Origin of the sequence: Caballeronia sordidicola, from assembly GCF_001544455.2 — a bacterium.
GTDB lineage: Bacteria > Pseudomonadota > Gammaproteobacteria > Burkholderiales > Burkholderiaceae > Caballeronia > Caballeronia sordidicola.
The window spans coordinates 429,016-448,974 of the sequence record NZ_FCOC02000002.1 but is presented as its reverse complement, the minus strand read 5'-3'; the positions used below and the strand labels follow the sequence as shown (position 1 = coordinate 448,974).

The 19,959-nt window shown below is 60.9% G+C and carries 18 protein-coding genes and 1 tRNA gene; 15 read left to right on the top strand and 4 right to left on the bottom strand.

The genetic code is table 11. The annotated features are described in order from the left end of the window. Window positions 1-131: 131 nt before the first annotated feature. A complete protein-coding gene (locus tag AWB64_RS05250) occupies window positions 132-1,265 on the top strand; it encodes a LysR family transcriptional regulator (protein WP_060817545.1) in 1,134 nt (377 codons plus the stop codon). Between the two features lie 86 nt (window positions 1,266-1,351). Here AWB64_RS05250 and AWB64_RS05245 read toward each other — a convergent pair whose 3' ends face one another. The 3 genes from AWB64_RS05245 to dprA all read right to left on the bottom strand — a co-directional run bounded on the left by AWB64_RS05245 (window position 1,352) and on the right by dprA (window position 5,971). Then, complete coding sequence (locus AWB64_RS05245) at window positions 1,352-4,000, bottom strand: DNA topoisomerase III (RefSeq protein WP_060817544.1); 2,649 nt, start codon at window positions 3,998-4,000, stop codon at window positions 1,352-1,354. Window positions 4,001-4,213: 213 nt separating this feature from the next. Further along, on the bottom strand, window positions 4,214-4,591 hold the full coding sequence (locus AWB64_RS05240; protein ID WP_060817543.1) for a thioredoxin family protein: 378 nt from the start codon (window positions 4,589-4,591) through the stop codon (window positions 4,214-4,216). Between the two features lie 93 nt (window positions 4,592-4,684). Further along, entirely contained in the window at window positions 4,685-5,971 is a 1,287-nt protein-coding gene (dprA, locus tag AWB64_RS05235; protein WP_060817780.1) for a DNA-processing protein DprA, read from the bottom strand. A 213-nt stretch (window positions 5,972-6,184) separates the two neighbouring features. Here dprA and def point away from each other — a divergent pair, with 213 nt between their 5' ends. The 14 genes from def to AWB64_RS05165 all read left to right on the top strand — a co-directional run bounded on the left by def (window position 6,185) and on the right by AWB64_RS05165 (window position 18,729). Continuing rightward, complete coding sequence (gene def / locus AWB64_RS05230; protein WP_060817542.1) at window positions 6,185-6,688, top strand: peptide deformylase; 504 nt, start codon at window positions 6,185-6,187, stop codon at window positions 6,686-6,688. A 49-nt stretch (window positions 6,689-6,737) separates the two neighbouring features. Beyond that, window positions 6,738-7,730: a methionyl-tRNA formyltransferase gene (fmt, locus tag AWB64_RS05225; protein ID WP_060817541.1), complete on the top strand. Its 993-nt coding sequence runs from the start codon at window positions 6,738-6,740 to the stop codon at window positions 7,728-7,730. A 47-nt stretch (window positions 7,731-7,777) separates the two neighbouring features. Then, window positions 7,778-8,431 carry a LysE family translocator gene (locus tag AWB64_RS05220; protein ID WP_060817540.1) on the top strand — a complete coding sequence of 218 codons (654 nt, stop codon included), beginning with the start codon at window positions 7,778-7,780 and terminating at the stop codon, window positions 8,429-8,431. Between the two features lie 130 nt (window positions 8,432-8,561). Beyond that, window positions 8,562-9,419: a zinc metalloprotease HtpX gene (gene htpX / locus AWB64_RS05215; protein WP_056358639.1), complete on the top strand. Its 858-nt coding sequence runs from the start codon at window positions 8,562-8,564 to the stop codon at window positions 9,417-9,419. 212 nt (window positions 9,420-9,631) lie between these two features. Beyond that, window positions 9,632-11,116 (top strand): 16S rRNA (cytosine(967)-C(5))-methyltransferase RsmB, encoded by a 1,485-nt coding sequence (gene rsmB, locus AWB64_RS05210; protein WP_060817779.1) that lies wholly within the window; start codon window positions 9,632-9,634, stop codon window positions 11,114-11,116. Between the two features lie 83 nt (window positions 11,117-11,199). Continuing rightward, window positions 11,200-11,745, top strand: a complete 546-nt coding sequence (locus tag AWB64_RS05205; protein ID WP_099050492.1) for a DUF4390 domain-containing protein — start codon at window positions 11,200-11,202, stop codon at window positions 11,743-11,745. Next, window positions 11,735-14,164, top strand: a complete 2,430-nt coding sequence (locus AWB64_RS05200) for a sensor histidine kinase (protein ID WP_208603243.1) — start codon at window positions 11,735-11,737, stop codon at window positions 14,162-14,164. The genes AWB64_RS05205 and AWB64_RS05200 overlap by 11 nt, the downstream gene beginning before the upstream one ends. After that, complete coding sequence (esaR, locus tag AWB64_RS05195; protein WP_060817538.1) at window positions 14,165-14,887, top strand: response regulator transcription factor EsaR; 723 nt, start codon at window positions 14,165-14,167, stop codon at window positions 14,885-14,887. A 122-nt stretch (window positions 14,888-15,009) separates the two neighbouring features. Continuing rightward, window positions 15,010-15,085, top strand: a tRNA-Phe gene (locus AWB64_RS05190). Window positions 15,086-15,257: 172 nt separating this feature from the next. Continuing rightward, complete coding sequence (gene queC, locus AWB64_RS05185) at window positions 15,258-15,992, top strand: 7-cyano-7-deazaguanine synthase QueC (protein WP_060817537.1); 735 nt, start codon at window positions 15,258-15,260, stop codon at window positions 15,990-15,992. Window positions 15,993-15,994: 2 nt separating this feature from the next. Next, a complete protein-coding gene (queE, locus tag AWB64_RS05180) occupies window positions 15,995-16,627 on the top strand; it encodes a 7-carboxy-7-deazaguanine synthase (RefSeq protein WP_060817536.1) in 633 nt (210 codons plus the stop codon). 25 nt (window positions 16,628-16,652) lie between these two features. Then, on the top strand, window positions 16,653-17,099 hold the full coding sequence (gene queD, locus AWB64_RS05175; RefSeq protein ID WP_060817535.1) for a 6-carboxytetrahydropterin synthase QueD: 447 nt from the start codon (window positions 16,653-16,655) through the stop codon (window positions 17,097-17,099). A gap of 176 nt (window positions 17,100-17,275) precedes the next feature. Continuing rightward, complete coding sequence (locus tag AWB64_RS05170; RefSeq protein ID WP_060817534.1) at window positions 17,276-18,058, top strand: HpcH/HpaI aldolase family protein; 783 nt, start codon at window positions 17,276-17,278, stop codon at window positions 18,056-18,058. Further along, the gene (locus AWB64_RS05165; RefSeq protein ID WP_060817533.1) at window positions 18,055-18,729 is read left to right on the top strand and encodes a tetratricopeptide repeat protein; all 675 of its coding nucleotides are present in this window, start codon (window positions 18,055-18,057) and stop codon (window positions 18,727-18,729) included. The genes AWB64_RS05170 and AWB64_RS05165 overlap by 4 nt, the downstream gene beginning before the upstream one ends. Before the next feature lie 66 nt (window positions 18,730-18,795). Here the strand turns inward: AWB64_RS05165 and rodA are convergent, their stop codons facing one another. Further along, window positions 18,796-19,944: a rod shape-determining protein RodA gene (gene rodA, locus AWB64_RS05160; protein ID WP_060817777.1), complete on the bottom strand. Its 1,149-nt coding sequence runs from the start codon at window positions 19,942-19,944 to the stop codon at window positions 18,796-18,798. Between the last annotated feature and the right edge of the window lie 15 nt (window positions 19,945-19,959).

Sequence of the window (19,959 nt, the reverse complement as noted above, 5' to 3'; positions counted from 1 at the left end):
TGGTAAAGTCGAAATCTTTTATCGGGAAAAGTGAGATTTCCGGCAACTTCTGCACGAAAACGCGAGTCCTAGGATAATTCCGAATTGCTTCAGGAATTTAAAAGAGGCCGTCTAGCAGCAGGAGTAGTCTCATGGATCATTTGCAGTCGATGAAAGTATTCGTCCGAGTGGCGGATCTTGGCAGTTTTGCCCGCGCAGCCGGCGCCATGGATATCTCGAACGCCGTGGCGACGCGCCATATTGCGGATCTGGAAGGGCGGCTCGGCACGCGTCTGCTCAACCGCACGACGCGCAGCCTCTCGCTGACCGAATCGGGTCAGGTCTATCTGGAACGCGCGCGGCAGATCCTCGATGAACTCGAAGACGTCGAACAGATGGTCGTGGCACGCAACCACGAGCCAGTTGGATCGCTACGAATTGTCGCACCCGTCGTGTTTGGCTTGCATAACCTTGCGCCGGTTTTGCAGACGTATGCGCAGCGCTATCCGAAGGTGGTGCCCGACGTGACGCTGGTCGACCGGCAGGTCGATCTGGTTGAAGAAGGTTTCGACGTGGGTATTGTGATCGCGCGCCAGATGCGCAGCGCGAGCATTGTCACGCGACGCCTGACGACCGGCTGCCTGACCGTCTGCGCCACGCCCGCGTATCTTGAAAAGCACGGCGTGCCCTCACGGCCTGAAGATCTGGCTGAACATCCGTCGCTCAGTTTGCCATCGGAATATTTCGGCGATGAGCGCGTGTTCACCGGTCCCGAAGGCGAAGTGCGCGTGCGGCCGACGAACGTGATCGTGGCGAACAATACCGAGATGCTGCGGCAGTTCGCGCTGCTTGGCATGGGCATCGCGATCCTGCCGAGCTACCTGATCGGCAACGACACCACGCGTGGCAAGCTGGTGAGGCTCTTGGGCGACTACAAGCTGCCGCAGGTCGAGATCAACGTGGCATATCCCAGCCGCCGCCATTTGCCGGCGAAGGTGCGCACGTTTATCGATCATCTTGTTGAGTATTTCAGCAAGACGCCGAATCACCAGCTTGGCGAGCAGTGGGTAAAGGACGGCGCGCTGCAGCCGGGTTCTCCCGCCATCAACGACGACGACAGCGAGCCTTTGGTTGCTCATGCGGCATATGCGGAGGCGGAAGGCGGCTCGCGTTTTGAATCCCGTCCCACTGACGCTGCTAACGCCCCTTCCGATGACAGCAAGCTCAATGGCAAGCCGGTCAAGTCGCGCACGCGTTCGCCGCTATCCATGCCGTCGCCGTTCTGATGGAGAGGACTTTGCCGTGCGTCACTGTATGAAAGAAAAAGCCCGCGAATCGCGGGCTTTTTCGATTGGTGCCGGCCTCAGGGAAATTAACCCGTCTTCCGAGCCGCCGCCTTCTTCGCTGCAACTTTCTTCGCAGGCGCTTTCTTCGCCGCAGCCTTTGCAACCGTTTTCTTCGCCGCGACAGTCTTCGCCGCGACAGCTACGTCGCCGTCGCCCTCGTCTTCTGCTTCTGGCGCCGCCGCACCGCGTTTAACGGCGGTCTTCGCGCCCGGCTTCGGCTCCTTCTTCTCAAACTCGAAGCCAATCTTGCCGTCCGGCTGCTTCACAAGGAACGCCTTGAAGTTGCGGCCGGTACGCGACGACTTGAAGCCAGTGAGCAGGTCCGTGCGTCCTTCTTCGAGCAACTTCGTCATCTGCTCGCGCGACATTTCCTGCTGCAGAATCACCTTGCCCGAGCGGAAATCGCAGGTTTTCGGATTCGCGACCGAGTTTTCGCAGACATAGCTCATGCCGTGTTCGTACACTTTCGATTGACATTTCGGGCAAGCGCCAACCGGGGTTTGGTCCGAGAAATCCACGGGTTCGCCATCTTCGCCACCGGAGTCCTGACCGAAGTCGAACTCTAGCTTCCAGTTCTTGATTTCGTCGTCGAAAGCGAGCTTCAGGATTGCCGAGAACGGCCGGCCCATCTTGCTGCGGAAACCGGACAGCGGCCCAATGGTCTTGTCCCTGATCAACTGCTCGACTTCGGGAATCTCGAACTGCCGTCCGCCAGGAATCTTGGACATCGAGAATTCGCACTTCGTACAGGCGAATCGCCGATAGTTCTCCTTGATCTGGCTGCCGCAATTCGGGCACGGTGTTTCCAGCGTTGCATAGTCGCCGGGAATGGTGTCCGAGTCGTATTCCTTCGCGCGCTTCACGATGGTCTGCGTCATGCGCGCGATTTCCTGCATGAATTCGTCGCGCGGAAGATTGCCGCGTTCCATCTGCGACAGCTTGTGCTCCCACTCGCCGGTCAGCTCCGGCGCCGTCAGTTCCTCTACGCCCAGGCCGCGCAGCAAGGTCATCAACTGGAACGCCTTGGCCGTTGGAATCAGCTCGCGGCCTTCGCGCACCATGTACTTCTCGCCCAGCAGCCCTTCAATGATCGCCGCCCGCGTGGCTGGCGTTCCCAGTCCCTTCGCCGCCATTGCCTCGCGCAACTCTTCGTCTTCCACGAGCTTGCCCGCGCCTTCCATGGCCGAGAGCAACGACGCCTCGTTGTATCGAGCGGGCGGTTTCGTCACGAGGCCATGCGCCGCGACCTTTTCGACGTCGACCTTCTCGTCCTTCTGGACTTGCACGAGGTTGTCGTCGTCGCCGCTGACTTCCTTGCCATAGACCTGCAGCCAGCCCGGCTCGACCAGCACCTTGCCTTCAGTCTTGAAGTGATGACCCGCGACTTCGGTGATCCGCGTGGTGACCAGGTATTCGGCCGCCGGGAAAAACACCGCGAGGAAACGCTTCACGACGAGGTCGTACAGCTTTTGCTCCGGTTCCGACAAGGATTTCGGCGCCTGCAGAGTCGGGATGATGGCGAAGTGATCGCTGATCTTGGAGTTATCGAAGATGCGCTTGTTCGGCTTCACCCAGCCCTTGTCCAGGACCTGTTTCGCGTGCGGCAAATAGTTGTTGCTCTCCTTCAGCATGGCAAGCGTGTCTTTTACCGTCGGAATGTAGTCCTCGGGCAGCGCGCGTGCGTCGGTACGCGGGTAGGTAAGGACCTTGTGCTTTTCATACAACGCCTGGGCCAGGCCGAGCGTGTTCTTCGCCGAAAAACCAAAGCGGCCGTTGGCCTCGCGCTGCAGGCTCGTCAAGTCGAACAGCAAGGGCGACATCTGCGTGGACGGCTTGGCTTCTTCCGTAACGGTGCCGGTCTTGCCACGGCAAGCCGCAACAATCGATTCGGCGGCGGGCAAGCTCCATAGCCGCGAATCGCGCTGTTCCGGATCGCCTTCGACGCGCTTGAATTTCGGGTCGAACCAGCGTCCTTCGTAAATCCCTTTCGCTGCGATGAATTCAGCGCGCACTTCCCAGTAATCGCGCGGCACGAACCGGCGAATCTTTTCTTCGCGTTCCACGACAATAGACAACGTTGGCGTCTGAACACGGCCAACGGTGGTCAGGAAGAAACCGCCGCCCTTGCTGTTGAACGCGGTCATTGCGCGCGTGCCGTTGATGCCCACCAGCCAGTCGGCTTCAGAGCGGCAACGGGCGGCATCGGCAAGAGGCTGCATGTCGGCGTCGCTGCGCAGGTTCGCGAAACCTTCGCGAATGGAACCGGCCGTCATGGACTGGAGCCAAAGGCGCTGCACCGGCTGTTTGGCCTTCGCATGCTGCGCGATCAGGCGAAAAATCAGCTCGCCTTCGCGCCCCGCGTCGCAGGCGTTGATCAGCCGGTCAATGTCCTTGCGCTTGAGCAGCTTGGTCAGCACCTTCAGGCGCGATTCGCTTTTTGCGATCGGATTCAGGTCGAAATGCGGCGGAATGACCGGCAGATTGGCGAAACTCCACTTGCCGCGCTTGACGTCGTATTCCTCGGGCGCGGCGATTTCCAGCAAATGGCCCACCGCCGACGACAGTACGTAGTCGTCGCTCTCGTAATATTCGTCATGCTTTGTGAAACCGCCCAAAGCGCGCGCGATGTCGTTCGCGACAGAAGGCTTTTCAGCAATGATCAGGGCTTTGGACATGACTCGATTCTAGTTAGGGACTGGCATGAGGCCGGTTTCCGCGGCTTGGTTCGCGGGGTTCGGGCTCGTTAACGTCCGCTTTATAGCATATGGCGTGCGGCGCGCGGTTTGGCTTTTAGCGAAACGCGCGCTGCCGAACGGTGAATGTGGGCGCTTCGTGATCCAACCGTCAAAGACGTTTCACTTGGCGGGTGCGTTTTTCTTGAGCGGAGTCTATGCGGTGACCAGCGCGGGCCGTATTTTGGGTGCCCCGGTCATGCTCGGCAATGCGCTCAGGTCCGTCAACATCCTCGCAACAATGGACGTTTGCGGCAAAACGGTGCCGAAAAACCACGTGGTCACAGCGTCCTCGATCAATATGGTCGGGAAGTTCTCCACGTCGAGGTCGTCGAACCGGTCCGCCTGATTTTCAATATCGATCCACGCAAAACAGATGTCCGGATGGGCATCTGCAAGCTTGTCGAAACCTTCCCGATAATCCCGGCACGTCCCGCACCACTCGGCGCACAGGCAGGCGACGAGCAGCGTGCCGGCGCTGGCCATGCGCTCGGCGATCTGGTCGGCGTCGGTGTCGAGATTCAGCGCGGGCATGATTCCTTTTGGTCCTTGCGTCGTTGTCCTGGGCGTTTGGTGCGGCGTAGCAAACGGCTGATTTTGTGGCGAATGTAGCATGACGCCAAAAGATCAGCGCTCGACGCGGATAAATCGGCCGCCTGGCAACGCGCCGATCCGCCCCGACATTTCAAGTTGCAGCAGCAGGCTTTGTAACGTTGCGCCATCCATTTCGGTGCGTTGACCGAGAATTTCAAGCGTGGCGGGCGAATGGCCGAGGGCGTCGAGCAGACGGTCGGCGTCGGGATTTTCAACTTTCGCCGATGCCCACGACGCGGTCGCCGGCCGGTTGATCCTGGCGCTTTGCAGTTCCAACGCGAACTCGTCTTCGTTTGGTTCGCGCTCACTGACGTTTTTCACCACGCGCGTCTTGCCGCGTTTTCGCGGGGCCGCCGTGGTTTCAGTTTCAGTCGTCACGTGAATGCCAAACTCTTCAAGAATGTCCTCGGGCGTTTCAACGAGCTTCGCCCCTTGCTTGATCATCCGATGACACCCGCGCGAAAGCGGCGCATGGATCGATCCGGGTATGGCGAACACATCGCGTCCCATTTCGTTCGCGAGCCGCGCGGTGATCAGCGACCCCGAACGCATGGCCGCTTCGACAATCAACACGCCGCTCGAAAGTCCGGCAATCAGCCGGTTGCGCTGTGGAAAATTCGCTGACCGTGCGGGTGTTCCGAGCGGCCACTCGGAGACAATTACGCCGTTTTCCGCGATTTCATGCGCGAGCGCGTGATGCAGCGACGGATAAACCAGATCCGCGCCGGTTCCGATCACGGCAATCGTGCTGCCCGGTCCGCTCAAGCCGCCGCGATGCGCGGCGCCGTCAATTCCGAGCGCAAGCCCCGACACAATGGCGAGCGCCGCATTGGAAAGCGCTTGAGCGAAGCGCTTTGCGTCTTCAATACCTTGTGGTGTCGCGCTCCGGCTGCCGACAATCGCCACCGCCCGCGATTGCAGCAAGTCCAGCCGTCCCTTTACATATAGCAAGGGCGGCGGATCGGGCATGGTCAGGAGCGCCGGTGGATAAGCGGTATCGGCAAGCGTGACGATTGCATTACCTTTGATGGACGCCCATTCGAGCGTGCGCGCGAGGCATTCCTCGAAGGAGCCGAGTTCCGAACCGGGCGGCGGCGCGAGCACGGCGCGCGCCGCTTTCTCGCCGGCGATACCCGCAAGCGCACCGAACGATTGATTAAGCACAGCGTGCGGACTGCCGAATTCCGCAAGCAGCGCGCGCAATGCAATGGGCGGCAAACCGCTCGCGTTTGCGAGCCGCAGCCAGGCTGAAACGTCCTCCGGGTCGGTTGCGCCCAGGCGGGGCGCGGCGTCGGCCGTCGGCAACAGGAAAGGCGTCATGTTAAAATTTTCATATACCGAAATAAAAAAGCTTGGCCGGGCGACCACATTCAGGGCGCGCGGGACCAGGGCGTTGCCGCAAAATTCGCGGCGCTGAACGGGCGTTGAAGTACGTTCATTCAGCCCAATCATCTTCCGGATACCGGCAATCTTTTACAACCTGGCCGAATGGCCGACTATCGCGCGCCACGGCGTGCATCGATAATCTGAATCATGGCTCTGCTACACATACTCACCTACCCGGACAAGCGGCTGCACAAGGTCGCGAAACCCGTAGAAGTCGTCGACGACCGGATTCGCAAGCTCGTCGCCGACATGGCCGAAACCATGTACGCCGCGCCCGGCGTCGGCCTGGCCGCAACGCAGGTGGACGCACACGAACGCGTGATCGTGATCGACGTCTCGGACACGCATGACCAGCTTCAGGCGTTCATCAACCCTGAAATCATCTGGTCGAGCGACGAGAAGAAAGATCATGAGGAAGGCTGCCTGTCAGTTCCGGGCATCTACGACTTTGTCGAGCGGCCGGAAAAGGTCCGCGTGCGGGCGCTGAACGAGAAGGGTGAAACCTTCGAGATTGACTGCGAAGGTTTGCTGGCCGTGTGTATCCAGCATGAGATGGATCACCTGATGGGACGTGTGTTTGTTGAATACCTGTCGTCGCTCAAGCAGACGCGGATTCGCGGCAAGATGAAAAAGCTCGAAAAGGCGCTGTGACGTGTCGATTCATGAAGTTTGATGCGGGAATTTGCAGGTTGGTGGATCGATGACTCAAAAGCTGCGTGTCGTGTTTGCAGGAACGCCTGAATTTGCGGCTGCTGCGTTGGCTGCTATTCATGCTGCCGGTTTTCATGTGCCGCTCGTATTGACGCAACCCGACCGGCCGGCTGGGCGTGGCATGAAACTGGCCGCGAGTCCGGTGAAGAGGTTTGCGCTCGAGCACGGCCTGGAAGTCGCGCAACCGACGTCTTTGCGTCGTAACGGCAAGTATCCGGAAGAGGCGGTTGCCGCTATTGAGCGGCTGAAGAAGACGCCGTACGACGTCATGGTGGTCGCGGCATACGGCCTGATCCTGCCGCAGGAAGTTATCGACATACCACGGTTCGGCGCAATCAACATCCACGGTTCGCTTTTGCCGCGCTGGCGGGGCGCCGCGCCGATTCATCGCGCAATTGAAGCGGGGGACACCGAGACCGGCATCACGATCATGCAGATGGACGCCGGCCTCGACACCGGCGCCATGATCCGCGAAGGGCGCATTGGCATCGAGGCGCAGGACACAACTGCGACGCTGCACGACCGCATGGCGCAACTGGGCGCGGATCTCATAGTCGGCACCCTGCGCGATCTGGAGCGCGACGGCGCTCTGCCTTCAACGCCACAGCCACAAGATGGCGCAACTTACGCAGAAAAGATCGCGAAACACGAAGCGGCGCTCGACTGGCGTCGTCCGGCGAGTGCGCTGGCGCGGCAAATTCGCGCCTTCGATCCGTTTCCCGGCGCGTTCGGGACCATCGGGGGCGTTGCGGTGAAGATCTGGGCCGCTGAACCTGTCGAGTTGAAGGCAGACGCAGAGGCGGGTGTAATCCTGGAAAGCGATGCTGAGGGTTTGGTCGTGGCTTGCGGTCGGGGCGCGCTACGCCTTACGCAATTGCAAAAACCGGGCGGCAAGCGCTTGCCGGTGCGCGAATTCCTGGCTGGATCGCCTATTGTGAAAGGGCAGCGCTTCGAGCTTCGGGAAGTCGCGCCGGGCGCCTGAATCAAGTTCGATTGCAACTTTCTGTCGTTTTTCAAAGGTCTCCCGCAATGCTCGGCATCACCGGTTTCACTCTGTTTATTCTGGCGGTTGTGCTTTTGAGCGTGACGCCGGGTCCGGACACGGCATATGTCGTCGGAAGAAGCGTGGCGCAGGGACGCGGGGCGGGCGTGGTGTCGGCGCTGGGCATTGCGGCGGGCTGTCTCGTGCATACGATGGCTTGCGCATTTGGCCTGACGGCGTTGCTGGCGGCTTCCGCTACGGCGTTCACTATCGTCAAGTTTGCCGGCGCGATTTACCTGATCTACCTTGGCGTGAGACTGATCTTCAGCAAACCGGCCACGACCGTGGCTGCCGGACCCGGAGTTCCTGAATCACGCGTGAAACGCGAGCCGAAGTCGCTGCGGCAAGTTTTCATGCAAGGTTTCGTCACGAATGTGTTGAACCCGAAAGTGGTGTTGTTTTTCGTCTCGTTCATTCCGCAGTTCGTTGCGGCCGGCAGTCCGCACAAGACACTCGCGTTTCTTGCGCTCGGGTGCGTGTTTGTTGTCATCAGTACGTTCTGGAACACCATCGTGGCGTGGATCGCCGGCAGCGTGACCGAGAGATTTTCCGGCAAGCCGGGTGTCAAGCTGTGGCTGGACCGGGTGGTCGGCAGCGCGTTCGTCGGACTAGGTATCAAACTCGCAACTTCGCACAGGTGATTGAATTTTTCCGCAGCGCCCATATCTAACATTTTGCTTACAATCATGGCCGGTAGATTTGGTCAGGCAAATGGGCCGATAGGGCCGCTCGCGCTAAACGCGCATTGATATTTGGGTGAGGAGTTCAGACATGTTCAATTGGGTCAAAACTGCGATGCTGATGGCAGCGATCACGGCCCTTTTTGTCGTGATCGGCGGGATGATCGGCGGCAGCAAGGGTATGGCGCTCGCGCTGGTCGTCGCCCTTGCGATGAATTTTTTCTCGTACTGGTTCTCGGACAAGCTCGTGTTGAAGATGTACAACGCGCAGGAAGTCGACGAAGCAACCGCACCGCAGTTCTACCGGATGATCCGGGAACTGGCCACGCGCGCACAATTGCCGATGCCAAAGGTCTATCTGATCGACGAAGCCGCGCCGAACGCCTTTGCAACGGGCCGTAATCCGGAGCACGCGGCGGTTGCGGCGACCACCGGCATTTTGCGTGTGTTGTCAGAGCGCGAATTGCGGGGCGTGATGGCGCACGAGCTGGCACACGTGAAGCACCGCGACATTCTGATTTCGACGGTTTCGGCGACCATGGCCGGCGCCATTTCCGCGCTCGCGAACTTTGCAATGTTCTTCGGCGGACGCGATTCGGAAGGACGTCCGTCGAATCCGATCGCGAGTATTGCGGTGGCCATTCTTGCGCCGATAGCCGGCGCGCTGATCCAGATGGCGATATCGCGGGCGCGTGAATTTGAAGCCGATCGTGGCGGCGCGCAGATTTCGGGCGATCCGCAAGCGCTCGCGAGTGCGCTGGAGAAGATTCATGCGTATGCGTCCGGAACGCCGTTTCCCACGGCTGAGCAGCATCCCGCAACCGCGCAGATGATGATCATGAATCCGCTCGCGGGCGGCGGTATCGCGAATCTGTTTTCCACACACCCGGCTACGGAAGAACGTGTCGCCCGGTTGATGGAAATGGCGCGGACCGGCCGGATGGAGTGATCGCTTTTTGTCCGAGGCTGCATCTGATCGGGCCCGTTGCCACGAATCTGGCAGCGGGCCCGATCTTTTAAGTCGTTTTATTCTTCGAAGTCCCTGGCCTTGTCCGTTCGGCCAATGTCGCTCTCGCCGATCTCGGGCCAGCATCGCTCACGGGCTACAATGCTTCGTTTGTGCGGACCGGCATTGGCCGGCTCGAACGCCTTCGCCCCGACATGACCGAAAAGCCTTCCCGACGCCGCGCCGTATCGCCCGCGGATAACATCCGTGCGTCGTCCGACGCCCGCCTCGCCACGCTTCACCTTGCCCCTGATTCACTGGCGTTCGCGCTTGACGCCGCCGCGCAAGCCGTCGGCGCTGTGCGCGCCGGCTCCGCACTGCCCGCCGCATTGCAGACGGTAATCGCCGCGACGCACGTGGCCGTATCGCGCGGCGCCACGCAGGACATTGCGTATCGCACCTTGCGTCGCCTTGGCGTTGCTGACGCGCTGCTCGCCAAGCTGGTGCGCAAGGCGCCGCCGCCGCATGTATCGAATGTGATGGCGTGCGCGTTTGCGCTGCTCGTGGACGACGAAGCCCACGCGGCCTACACGCCGTTCACTGTTGTCGATCAGGCCGTGAACGCCATTGCCGCGCGGCGCGAGTTCGCGTTTGCAAAGGGTCTGGTCAACGCCGTCCTGCGCACCTTTCTGCGCGAACGCGAGACCTTGCTCGCCGAAGTGCAGCGCGATCCGGTGGCGCGCTTCAACTATCCGGCGTGGTGGATCGACGCGGTAAAGCGCGGCCAGCCGGACGAGTGGGAAAACATCCTCGAGGCGGGCAATCGGCAAGGCCCGTTGACCTTGCGCGTGAACGCGCGGCGCATGAGCGTCGAGCGCTATCTCGATGTCCTGAAAGGCGAGCACATCGAAGCCGAAGCCGCCGGCCTTCATGCCGTACGTCTGAAGACGCCAATGGCCGTGGACAAGATCCCCGGTTTCGCAGACGGCGTGGTCTCCGTCCAGGACGCAGGCGCGCAACTCGCCGCGCAGCTGCTGAACGTGCGCGACGGCATGCGCGTGCTCGACGCGTGCGCCGCGCCCGGCGGCAAGACCGGCCACGTGCTGGAGCTGGCGAATGTTGAAATGATCGCGGTCGAAAGCGACGCGGGCCGCGCACGGCGCATTGGCGAAAACTTGCAGCGTCTGAATGTGCAAGCCGAGATTCGTGTCGGCGATGCAGGCAATCCCGCCGACTGGTCCGACGGCGATCCGTTCGACCGTATTCTCGCCGACGTCCCGTGCTCGGCTTCGGGCATCGTGCGGCGTCATCCGGATATCCGCTGGTTGCGGCGTCCGTCGGACATTGCCGCACTTGTCGAAGAACAGCGCCGCATCCTCGCGGCGCTCTGGCCGCTGGTCGCCACCGGCGGCGAGTTGCTCTACGTGACGTGCTCAATCTTTCCCGAAGAGGGCGAGTTGCAGGCGCGGTGGTTTGGAGAGGCGCATGAAGATGCGGTACGATTGGACGCGCCGGGGCAATTATTGCCGACAGCCAGCCATGCCAGCGCGGCTCTGTTGCAAAATTCACCGGACCCGGTCACGAACTCGCTGACGGACAATTCAGGCGAGGCGCAACGTACCCGTTCAACATCGACGCGGGACACGGAGGCCTTTGCGGACCACGACGGATTCTTCTACGCGCGCTTTCAGAAACGGTGACGATCAAACGCTTTTTTCCGCTGCGACGCGCGCTCGCCGGCCAGACTCTGCCGGCCCTATTGTTGAGCCTTGCGCTGAGCTTCATGTTGAGTCTCGCGCTGTCGTTCCTGCCAGTCGAGGCGGCGCAGGCTGATCCTATTGCCGTGCAGCGCGCGTCGCTGCAGGCTGACGGCACGGGCTGGAGTCTCGACGCGCGTTTTGATTTCGATCTCAACAGCAGTCTGGAAGATGCCGTGAACAAAGGTGTGCCGCTCTACTTCACGACTGATTTCGACCTGGCGCGGCCACGCTGGTATTGGTTCGACGAGGAACCGGTCAGCGTGTCGCAAAGCATCCGGCTGTCGTTCCAGCCGTTGACACGCGAGTATCGTGTGTCAACGGGTGGTTTGCAGCTCGGCTTCAGCACGCTTGCCGAAGCGCTCGCGGTGATCAAGCACGTGACATCGTGGCATGTGATCGATCGCAATCAGGTCAGGCCCGGCGAGACGTACACGGCGTCGGTGCGCATGCAACTGGATATTGCGTTGATGCCCAAGCCGTTCCAGATCGATGCGGTCAACAACCGCGACTGGAATCTCTCCTCCGACTGGAAGCGGTTCACTTTCACGGCGGCGCCCAATGCTAAATAAGCTCCGCCGCCGGCCGCTGCGCCGCACGAACATGACGAGCATCGTGGTCCGCGCGCTCGTGGTCACGGTCGCGCTGACCGCCATCCTGCTGCTCGTCATGCTGGCGCTCGCCAGCGCGAACACCGAGTTTTTCGATCGCTATTATCAGTGGCTCTATGCCGCGAATCTCGCGGTTGCGGTCGTGCTGATACTGATCGTGATCGGACTCGTGCTGATCATTGTCACGCGCGTCAGGCAGGGCAAGTTCGGCACGCGGCTGCTCGCCAAGCTCGCGTTCATCTTCGCGCTCGTGGGCGTGGTGCCCGGCGGGATCATCTATGTGGTGTCGTATCAGTTCGTGTCGCGAAGCATCGAATCATGGTTCGACGTGAACGTGGAAACCGCGCTCACGTCCGGCCTGAATCTCGGGCGCGGCATGCTCGATGCGTCGTTGTCGGATCTGCAGAACAAGGGCCGCCTGATGAGCGACCAGCTTGCGAGCGCCGATCCAACCAGCCTCACGCTCACGCTGCTGCGGCTGCGCGATCAGTTCAACGTGCAGGACGCGACAATTGTCGAACCGGCCCGAAGCGGTTCCGGCACCGCGCCCGACGTCCGCGTGGTCGCGCAGGCATCGAGCAATTTCGCCGCGCTCGTGCCCGACAACCTGCCAACGCCGCTGCAACTCAATCAGGCGCGTGGGCGTCCGTACGGCGCCATTGAAGGTGAAGTCGATGGTGATTCGAGCCTTACCGGGCCCAAGGGCGCGCTGAGGCTTCGCGTGATCGTGAAGATTCCGGATAGCTCGACGGCCGAACTTCAGCCGGCCGAGCGCTTCCTGCAAATCGAGCAACCGGTCAGTACCGCGCTCGCACGCAACGCCGACGCTGTGCAGCGTGCATATCGTGAATATCAGGAAAAGGCGCTCGGGCGTACCGGTTTGCGCAAGATGTATATCGGCACGCTGACGCTGGCGCTGTTTCTCGCGACCTTCATCGCAATGATGCTTGCGCTCGCGCTCGGCAATCAGCTCGCGCGGCCGTTGTTCCTTCTGGCGCAAGGCACGAAGGAAGTGGCCGAGGGCGACTATACGCCGAAGCGCGAAGTGAAATCGCGCGATGAACTGGGTTTTCTCACGCAGTCGTTCAACGCCATGACGCGGCAATTGTCCGAAGCGCGCGCGGCCGTGGAGAACAACCGGATCGCGCTGGAGCATTCGAAGGCATACCTCGAAAGCATTCTTGCGAACCTGACGGCGGGTGTGTTCGTGTTCGATCGCCAATTCCGCCTGACCACGGCCAATCGCGGCGCGGAGCGCATTTTCCGGCAGCCGTTCAGCGGCTCGCTGAACTTGCCGCTGGAGCAGATTGGCGTGCTGGCCGAATTTGGCGCGATGGTGCGCAAGGCTTTCGCGGATCGCGATGCAGCCGCGAGCGGTAGCGGCAGGCCTATCGGCGATCGCGGACATTGGCAGCAACAACTTGCGGTTCCCGTGCCGGGCGAGACCGATCCGCTGACCTTGCTGGTCCGGGGCACGCAATTGCTGACATTGACCGAAAGCGATGCCGACGACGCCGAAACCACCGGCTACGTAGTCGTATTCGACGACATCTCGGACGTCATCTCGGCGCAGCGTTCTGTCGCGTGGGGCGAAGTCGCGCGGCGGCTTGCGCACGAGATCAAGAATCCGCTCACGCCGATCCAGCTATCGGCGGAACGCCTGCAAATGAAGCTCGCCGATAAACTCGCGCCCGCCGACGCCGACGTGCTCAAGCGGGGCGCCACGACCATCGTGAATCAGGTTCAGGCCATGAAGCAGATGGTCGACGACTTCCGCGAATACGCGCGCACGCCGCCAGCGGTGCTGGGCAATCTGCAGCTCAATGACCTCGTGGCCGAAGTGCTGACGCTGTATGGCATTGAAGAAGGCAAGAGCCCGATCAATGTCGAGCTGACAAAACTGCCCGTGATTCGCGGCGACGCCACGCAACTGCGACAGGTGATTCACAACCTGTTGCAAAACGCACAGGACGCGGTCGCCGATGTTGCCGAGCCGCGCGTGCTGCTTGAAACGAAGACAGTAGAATATGGCGACCCCGATGCTTCCGGACATGCCCGCGTGGCGGTGCGGCTGACGGTATCGGACAACGGTCCTGGTTTTCCAGCGCGAATTCTCTCGCGTGCATTCGAGCCCTATGTCACCACGAAGGCAAAGGGCACGGGTCTGGGTCTTGCAACGGTGAAGAAGATCGTCGACGAGCATGGCGCCCGCATCGACATCCGCAATCGTTCGAAGACTGCGGACGTGATCGAAGGCGCGCAGATCTCGATTTTGTTCCTGCAACTCGCGGACGATACCGCCGAACCGGGCGCACCGCCGCCCACGGCGGCGGCGGGTCATGGAACGGCAAAAGCATTAGTGCAGACAAGGGCAGCGTAAATGGCAACCATCCTGGTGGTAGACGACGAAATGGGCATCCGGGAATTGCTCTCGGAAATCCTGAGCGACGAAGGTCACGTGGTGGAGACGGCGGAAAATGCGCAGCATGCGCGGGAGTACCGGTTGCGGCAGGCGCCGGATCTCGTGCTGCTGGACATCTGGATGCCCGATACCGACGGCGTGACGCTGCTCAAAGAGTGGGCGGCGCAGGGCAAGCTCACCATGCCGGTGATCATGATGTCGGGCCACGCGACCATCGATACGGCTGTTGAAGCCACGAAGATCGGTGCGCTCAATTTCCTGGAGAAGCCGATTGCCCTGCAGAAGTTGCTGAAGGCGGTAGAGCAGGGTCTCGCGCGCGGCAATGCGCCAGCGCCGGTGGCTTCGACCCCGTTGCGGCCGCCGCTGCCATCGGGCGCAACAGCGGTGCCGGCGTCGGCGGCATTGCCGGTGGCGTCGTCGCTGAATCTGGGCGGCGACGGCAATGGCGTGGCTCCAAGCCCGGTGGCGAATCCGGCGGGCGCGACTGCTTCCATCTCCTTCGACATCCCGTTACGCGATGCACGCGACGCCTTCGAGCGTGCGTACTTCGAGTATCACCTCGCGCGTGAAAACGGCAGCATGACGCGCGTCGCGGAGAAGACGGGACTTGAGCGCACGCACCTTTACCGGAAGCTGAAACAGCTTGGCGTGGACCTTGGCAAGAACAAGAGCGAAGCTTGAAGAGCATGCTCAGCAAGGTTTCCAGAGCGGGCGCCTGAAAAGGTCTGGCGACCGTTTCACGAAAAAAATAGGCAAAAGCGCTTGAGCGACATAATCCCCTTTGATATACTTTCGTTCTTCGTGGCCCGGTAGCTCAGTTGGTAGAGCAGCGGATTGAAAATCCGCGTGTCGATGGTTCGATTCCGTCCCAGGCCACCACAGTTGCAAAAAGGCCCGGAAACCGAAAGGTTTCCGGGCCTTTTCCATTGCGCGCCGACAATGCCGTCGAAACAGCGACATGCTAAAATCCTTGGTTCTTCAAGGACTTGGCTGATGTGCAATGAACTTTGATCGTTAGCCAGGTCATGCGCAACCAACCAGGAGTTTCACGGTGACTCGAACAGACGCTAAAGACAGCGCGCTGGTGCTGTTTTCCGGCGGCCAGGATTCGGCCACATGTCTCGCCTGGGCGCTCGACCGCTTTTCAACCGTCGAGACGCTCGGGTTCGACTACGGGCAGCGGCATCGCGTGGAACTCGAATGTCGCGAGGGCTTCCGGGCATCGCTTAAACAGCAGTTCCCGAAGTGGGCCGACCGGCTCGGCGACGATCACACCATCGACCTGTCCGTGCTCGGCGCCATCAGCGACACAGCCATGACACGCGAGATCGAGATCGAAGCGACCGCGAATGGTTTGCCCAACACGTTCGTGCCAGGACGCAACCTCATGTTCATGACGATCGCGGCGGCCATTGCGTATCGGCGAGGATTGAAAGTGCTGGTGGGCGGCATGTGCGAAACGGATTTTTCGGGCTATCCGGATTGCCGCGACGACACCATGAAGGCGCTGCAAGTCGCGCTCAATCTCGGCATGGATAGCCGCTTCCTGCTCGAAACGCCGCTCATGTGGCTCGATAAAGCCGACACCTGGCGTCTGGCCGAACAGCTCGGCGGCGAAGCACTGGTAGAACTCGTGCGGGTGGAAACGCACACGTGTTACGTCGGCGAGCGCGCCGAGTTGCACGCGTGGGGTTTTGGCTGCGGCCAATGTCCGGCGTGCAAGCTGCGCAAGCGCGGCTTCGAGGCCTATCAATCGGGTGAGCAAGTCACCACGGAACCAGTCTGATCATGACGTATGCAGTAAAGGAAATCTTCTACACGTTGCAGGGCGAAGGCGCGAATGCCGGCCGCCCCGCCGTGTTCTGCCGCTTCGCCGGATGCAACCTCTGGTCCGGCCGCGAGGAAGATCGCGCGGAAGCGGCCTGCCAGTTTTGCGATACGGATTTTGTGGGCACGGACGGCGAGAACGGCGGCAAATACAAGACGCCGGCTGATCTGGTGGCAGTGATTTCGTCGCAGTGGCCGCAGGGCGAAGCACACAAGTTCGTGGTCTGCACGGGCGGCGAACCCATGCTGCAAATCGATCAGTCTTTTGTGGATGCACTGCACGCCGCGGGCTTTGAAATGGCGATCGAAACGAATGGATCGCTGCCGGTGCTGGACAGCATCGACTGGATTTGCGTGAGCCCGAAAGCGGGCGCGCCGCTGGTTGTGACCAAGGGCAACGAGTTGAAGGTCGTGGTGCCGCAAGACAACCAGCCGCTCGCCGATTACGCGAAGCTCGACTTCGACTATTTCCTCGTGCAGCCCATGGACGGTCCTTCGCGCGACATGAACACGAAGCTCGCCATAGACTGGTGCAAGCGGCATCCGCAATGGCGACTGTCCATGCAGACACACAAATACCTCAACATCCCCTAACGCGAATCACCCAAGCTGAGCCGACGTGCAGACGATTACCCGAAAACTCGAATTCGATGCGGGCCACCGCATCCCCGATCACCGCAGCCAGTGCCGTAATCTGCACGGTCATCGGTATGTGCTGGAAATCACGCTGCAGGGTGAACTCGTCGAAACCGAAGGCGCGCCGGATCGCGGCATGGTGATGGACTTCGCCGACGTCAAGGCGCTCGCCATGGAACACCTGGTCAACAAATGGGACCATGCGTTCATTGTGTATGCACGCGACGAAATCGTGCGCGGCTTCCTCGAGCAAATGGCGGATCACAAGACCGTTGTGCTCGACCGCATTCCCACGGTCGAAAATCTCGCGGCCGAGGCGTTCCGGATTCTCTCCGGCGTCTACGACGCCCATTACGGCGTCAATCTGAAACTCAAACGCATCCGCCTGTACGAAACGCCGAATTGCTGGGCTGACGTCGAAGGCGTCTGACGCGGTTCGGTCGCAACGCCGCCGCTCTCCGCGGCTTCGCTTTTGTCACGGTATGATCGTTGAAGATGTTGAACACGCCGCGCGCGCTTTGCTGCGGCGCATCTCAGCGACAGGCTAACGGAGCGAGACATGCCAGCGAATGCTTCCGCCACGGCTGATCCAGCGAGGATCACGCCATGAGCACCTACACCAATCTTCTCAAACAACGTTTCAGCGAGCCCGGCACGCTATACGGCATGTGGTTGTCGCTCGGTTGCGCGGACGTTGCCGAAGCCGTCGCGCACGCGGGCTTCGACTGGCTTTGCATCGATATGGAGCATTCTCCAAACGACAGCCAGGACGTCGTTTCGCAACTCCGCGCGATTGCTGCAGCGCATCTTCCGACCGAACCGATTGTCCGCGTGCCCGCGCATGATGGCTGGCTGGTCAAGCGCGTACTCGACGCCGGCGCGCGCACGCTGATGTTCCCGAATGTGGAGACGGCGCAAGAGGCGGCTCACGCCGTGCGGCTGACGCAATATCCGAACGCCGATGCGCGCGACGGCCTGCGTGGCGCGGCCGGCATGGTGCGCGCGGCGGCTTATGGCGTTCGGCGCGACTATGTGACGTCGGCGAATGCGCAGATATCGACCATCGTGCAGATCGAGTCGGAACTCGCGCTCGCGAACGTCGAAGCGATTGCCGCGACACCTGGCGTCGATTGCCTGTTTATCGGGCCGGCGGATCTTGCCGCGAGCCTCGGGTATCTCGGTGATTCGAAACATCCCGACGTGCAGAAGGTGATCGCGAAGATTATCGATACAGCGAAAACCGCTGGCATTGCGAGCGGAATTTTTGCGCTCGATGCCGCGAGCGCGCGGCAATACGCAGAGGCTGGCGTGAAGGTGATTGCGCTGTCGTCGGATGTGAGCTGGTTGTTAAAGGCGACGCGTCAGGCGTTGCAGGAGGCGAGGGCATGAAACCCGGATTATTGGGCGCGGTTTGTGTAGCGTTGATGCTGACATATAGCGCGGCAAACGCACAGACGGTGAAGGGCAGCGACATGGCTACGCAAAACGCCGTCGCCGATTACAACGCCGGCAATTTCGGTGCGGCGCGCTCGGAGTTTCTTCGCGCGGCCAAGAAGGGCAGCCGTCTCGCCGAATTCAATTACGCCATGATGCTGGTGAACGGCGAGGGCGGCCCTGCTGATGTCGCCGAAGGCAAGAAATGGCTGCGCAAAGCCGCCGATGCCAACATGACGCAAGCGCAGTTCGTCTACGGCAAGATGTTCGACGACGGCCAGTTTGTGGATCGTGATCCGGCTGAGGCGCATCGCTGGTTTCTGCGTGCGGCGAACCAGGGACACGTGCAAGCGGAGCTTGCGTTGGCGAATCAGTTCCTCGATGGCCGCGGCACCCCGCGCGATAACGCCCAGGCCTTCGCCTGGTACAAGAAGGCGGCCGAAGGCGGCGACATGACCGCGCAATACGTGGCGGGATCGTTCTATGAACGCGGCGGCGACGGCGTGCAGAAGAACATCAACGTGGCGCGTGCGTATTACGCGGCGGCGGCCGCGCAGGGCGATCCAGCGGCAAAGTTGAAGTATCAGCAACTGAGCGCAGAGCTTTCCCACGAACGGCCGCAGTAAAACAAAAGCCCGCGACGCTCGACTCTCATCAATCGACGTCGCGGGCTTTTCGCATCAACAGAACGGTTACGCTTTCATCAATCGCTTCTGTCGCGACACGCTCATGATCAGGCCGACCGCGACCCCAAGCGTGGTCAGCGCCGTACCGCCGTAACTCATGAATGGCAGCGGCACGCCGACCACCGGCAAGATCCCGCTCACCATGCCAATGTTCACGAACGCGTAGGTGAAGAACGCCATGGTCAGCGACCCGGCCAACAATCGGCCGAACAGCGTCGCCCCGTTCGCCGCGATAAACAATCCGCGCGCAATCAACGCCATGTAGAGAAAGAGCAGCACAAGGCCGCCGGCAAGCCCGAACTCCTCTGAAAACACCGCGAAGATAAAGTCGGTATGTTTCTCCGGAATGAACTCCAGATGCGCTTGCGTGCCCTTCAACCAGCCTTTGCCGAACGTTCCGCCCGATCCAATGGCGATCACCGCCTGAATGGTGTGAAAGCCTTTCCCAAGCGGATCGGAAGTCGGATCAAGCAGCGTGCAGATGCGGTGCTTTTGATAATCGTGCATGAGCGGCCAGTTCACTTCCGGCTGGCAAATCCGCTCCTGGAATACGCCGATACTCGCCACCACCAGCACCGCTGCAATCAGCACCGGCACGATCAATTTGAAGCTCAAACCGGCGAAGTAGATCACGAATATGCCCGCTGCGAACACGAGCACGGCCGTTCCGAGATCGGGCTGTTTCGCGATGATCGCTACCGGCAACAGCAAGATCAGAAAGCCGACGATGTAATCCCACCACCGTATCTGCCCTTCGCGCCGCTGGAAATACCACGCGAGCATGAGTGGCATGGCGATCTTCATGATCTCGGACGGCTGGATGACAACGCCCACATTCAGCCAGCGTTTCGCGCCTTTTCGCGTCAGCCCGAACATGGCGACCGCAATCAGCAACGCCATGCCGAACGTGTAGAGCGGCACGGCGAAACGCATCAGCGTGGGCGGCGGGACGTTGGCGAGAATCCACATCAGCCCGAACGTCAGCATGATGTTGCGCAACTGGTCCTCGACGCGCCCGGGCACATCCAGACTCGCGCTGTACAGCGTCACGATTCCAACGCACAGCAGCAGGAACACAATCAGCGCGAGCGGTTTGTCGAAACCCGCGAACATGCGCTTCGTGCGGTCCAGCCAGGCGCGCTTGTCGAACTGCATCGCTTGCATGGCGGT

Coding starts and splice junctions, on each gene's coding strand:
- AWB64_RS05250 (WP_060817545.1), top strand. CDS start 132: ATGGATCATTTGCAGTCGATGAAAGTATTCGTCCGAGTGGCGGATCTT.
- AWB64_RS05245 (WP_060817544.1), bottom strand. CDS start 4,000: ATGTCCAAAGCCCTGATCATTGCTGAAAAGCCTTCTGTCGCGAACGAC.
- AWB64_RS05240 (WP_060817543.1), bottom strand. CDS start 4,591: ATGCCCGCGCTGAATCTCGACACCGACGCCGACCAGATCGCCGAGCGC.
- dprA (WP_060817780.1), bottom strand. CDS start 5,971: ATGACGCCTTTCCTGTTGCCGACGGCCGACGCCGCGCCCCGCCTGGGC.
- def (WP_060817542.1), top strand. CDS start 6,185: ATGGCTCTGCTACACATACTCACCTACCCGGACAAGCGGCTGCACAAG.
- fmt (WP_060817541.1), top strand. CDS start 6,738: ATGACTCAAAAGCTGCGTGTCGTGTTTGCAGGAACGCCTGAATTTGCG.
- AWB64_RS05220 (WP_060817540.1), top strand. CDS start 7,778: ATGCTCGGCATCACCGGTTTCACTCTGTTTATTCTGGCGGTTGTGCTT.
- htpX (WP_056358639.1), top strand. CDS start 8,562: ATGTTCAATTGGGTCAAAACTGCGATGCTGATGGCAGCGATCACGGCC.
- rsmB (WP_060817779.1), top strand. CDS start 9,632: ATGACCGAAAAGCCTTCCCGACGCCGCGCCGTATCGCCCGCGGATAAC.
- AWB64_RS05205 (WP_099050492.1), top strand. CDS start 11,200: ATGTTGAGTCTCGCGCTGTCGTTCCTGCCAGTCGAGGCGGCGCAGGCT.
- AWB64_RS05200 (WP_208603243.1), top strand. CDS start 11,735: ATGCTAAATAAGCTCCGCCGCCGGCCGCTGCGCCGCACGAACATGACG.
- esaR (WP_060817538.1), top strand. CDS start 14,165: ATGGCAACCATCCTGGTGGTAGACGACGAAATGGGCATCCGGGAATTG.
- queE (WP_060817536.1), top strand. CDS start 15,995: ATGACGTATGCAGTAAAGGAAATCTTCTACACGTTGCAGGGCGAAGGC.
- AWB64_RS05170 (WP_060817534.1), top strand. CDS start 17,276: ATGAGCACCTACACCAATCTTCTCAAACAACGTTTCAGCGAGCCCGGC.
- AWB64_RS05165 (WP_060817533.1), top strand. CDS start 18,055: ATGAAACCCGGATTATTGGGCGCGGTTTGTGTAGCGTTGATGCTGACA.
- rodA (WP_060817777.1), bottom strand. CDS start 19,944: ATGCAGTTCGACAAGCGCGCCTGGCTGGACCGCACGAAGCGCATGTTC.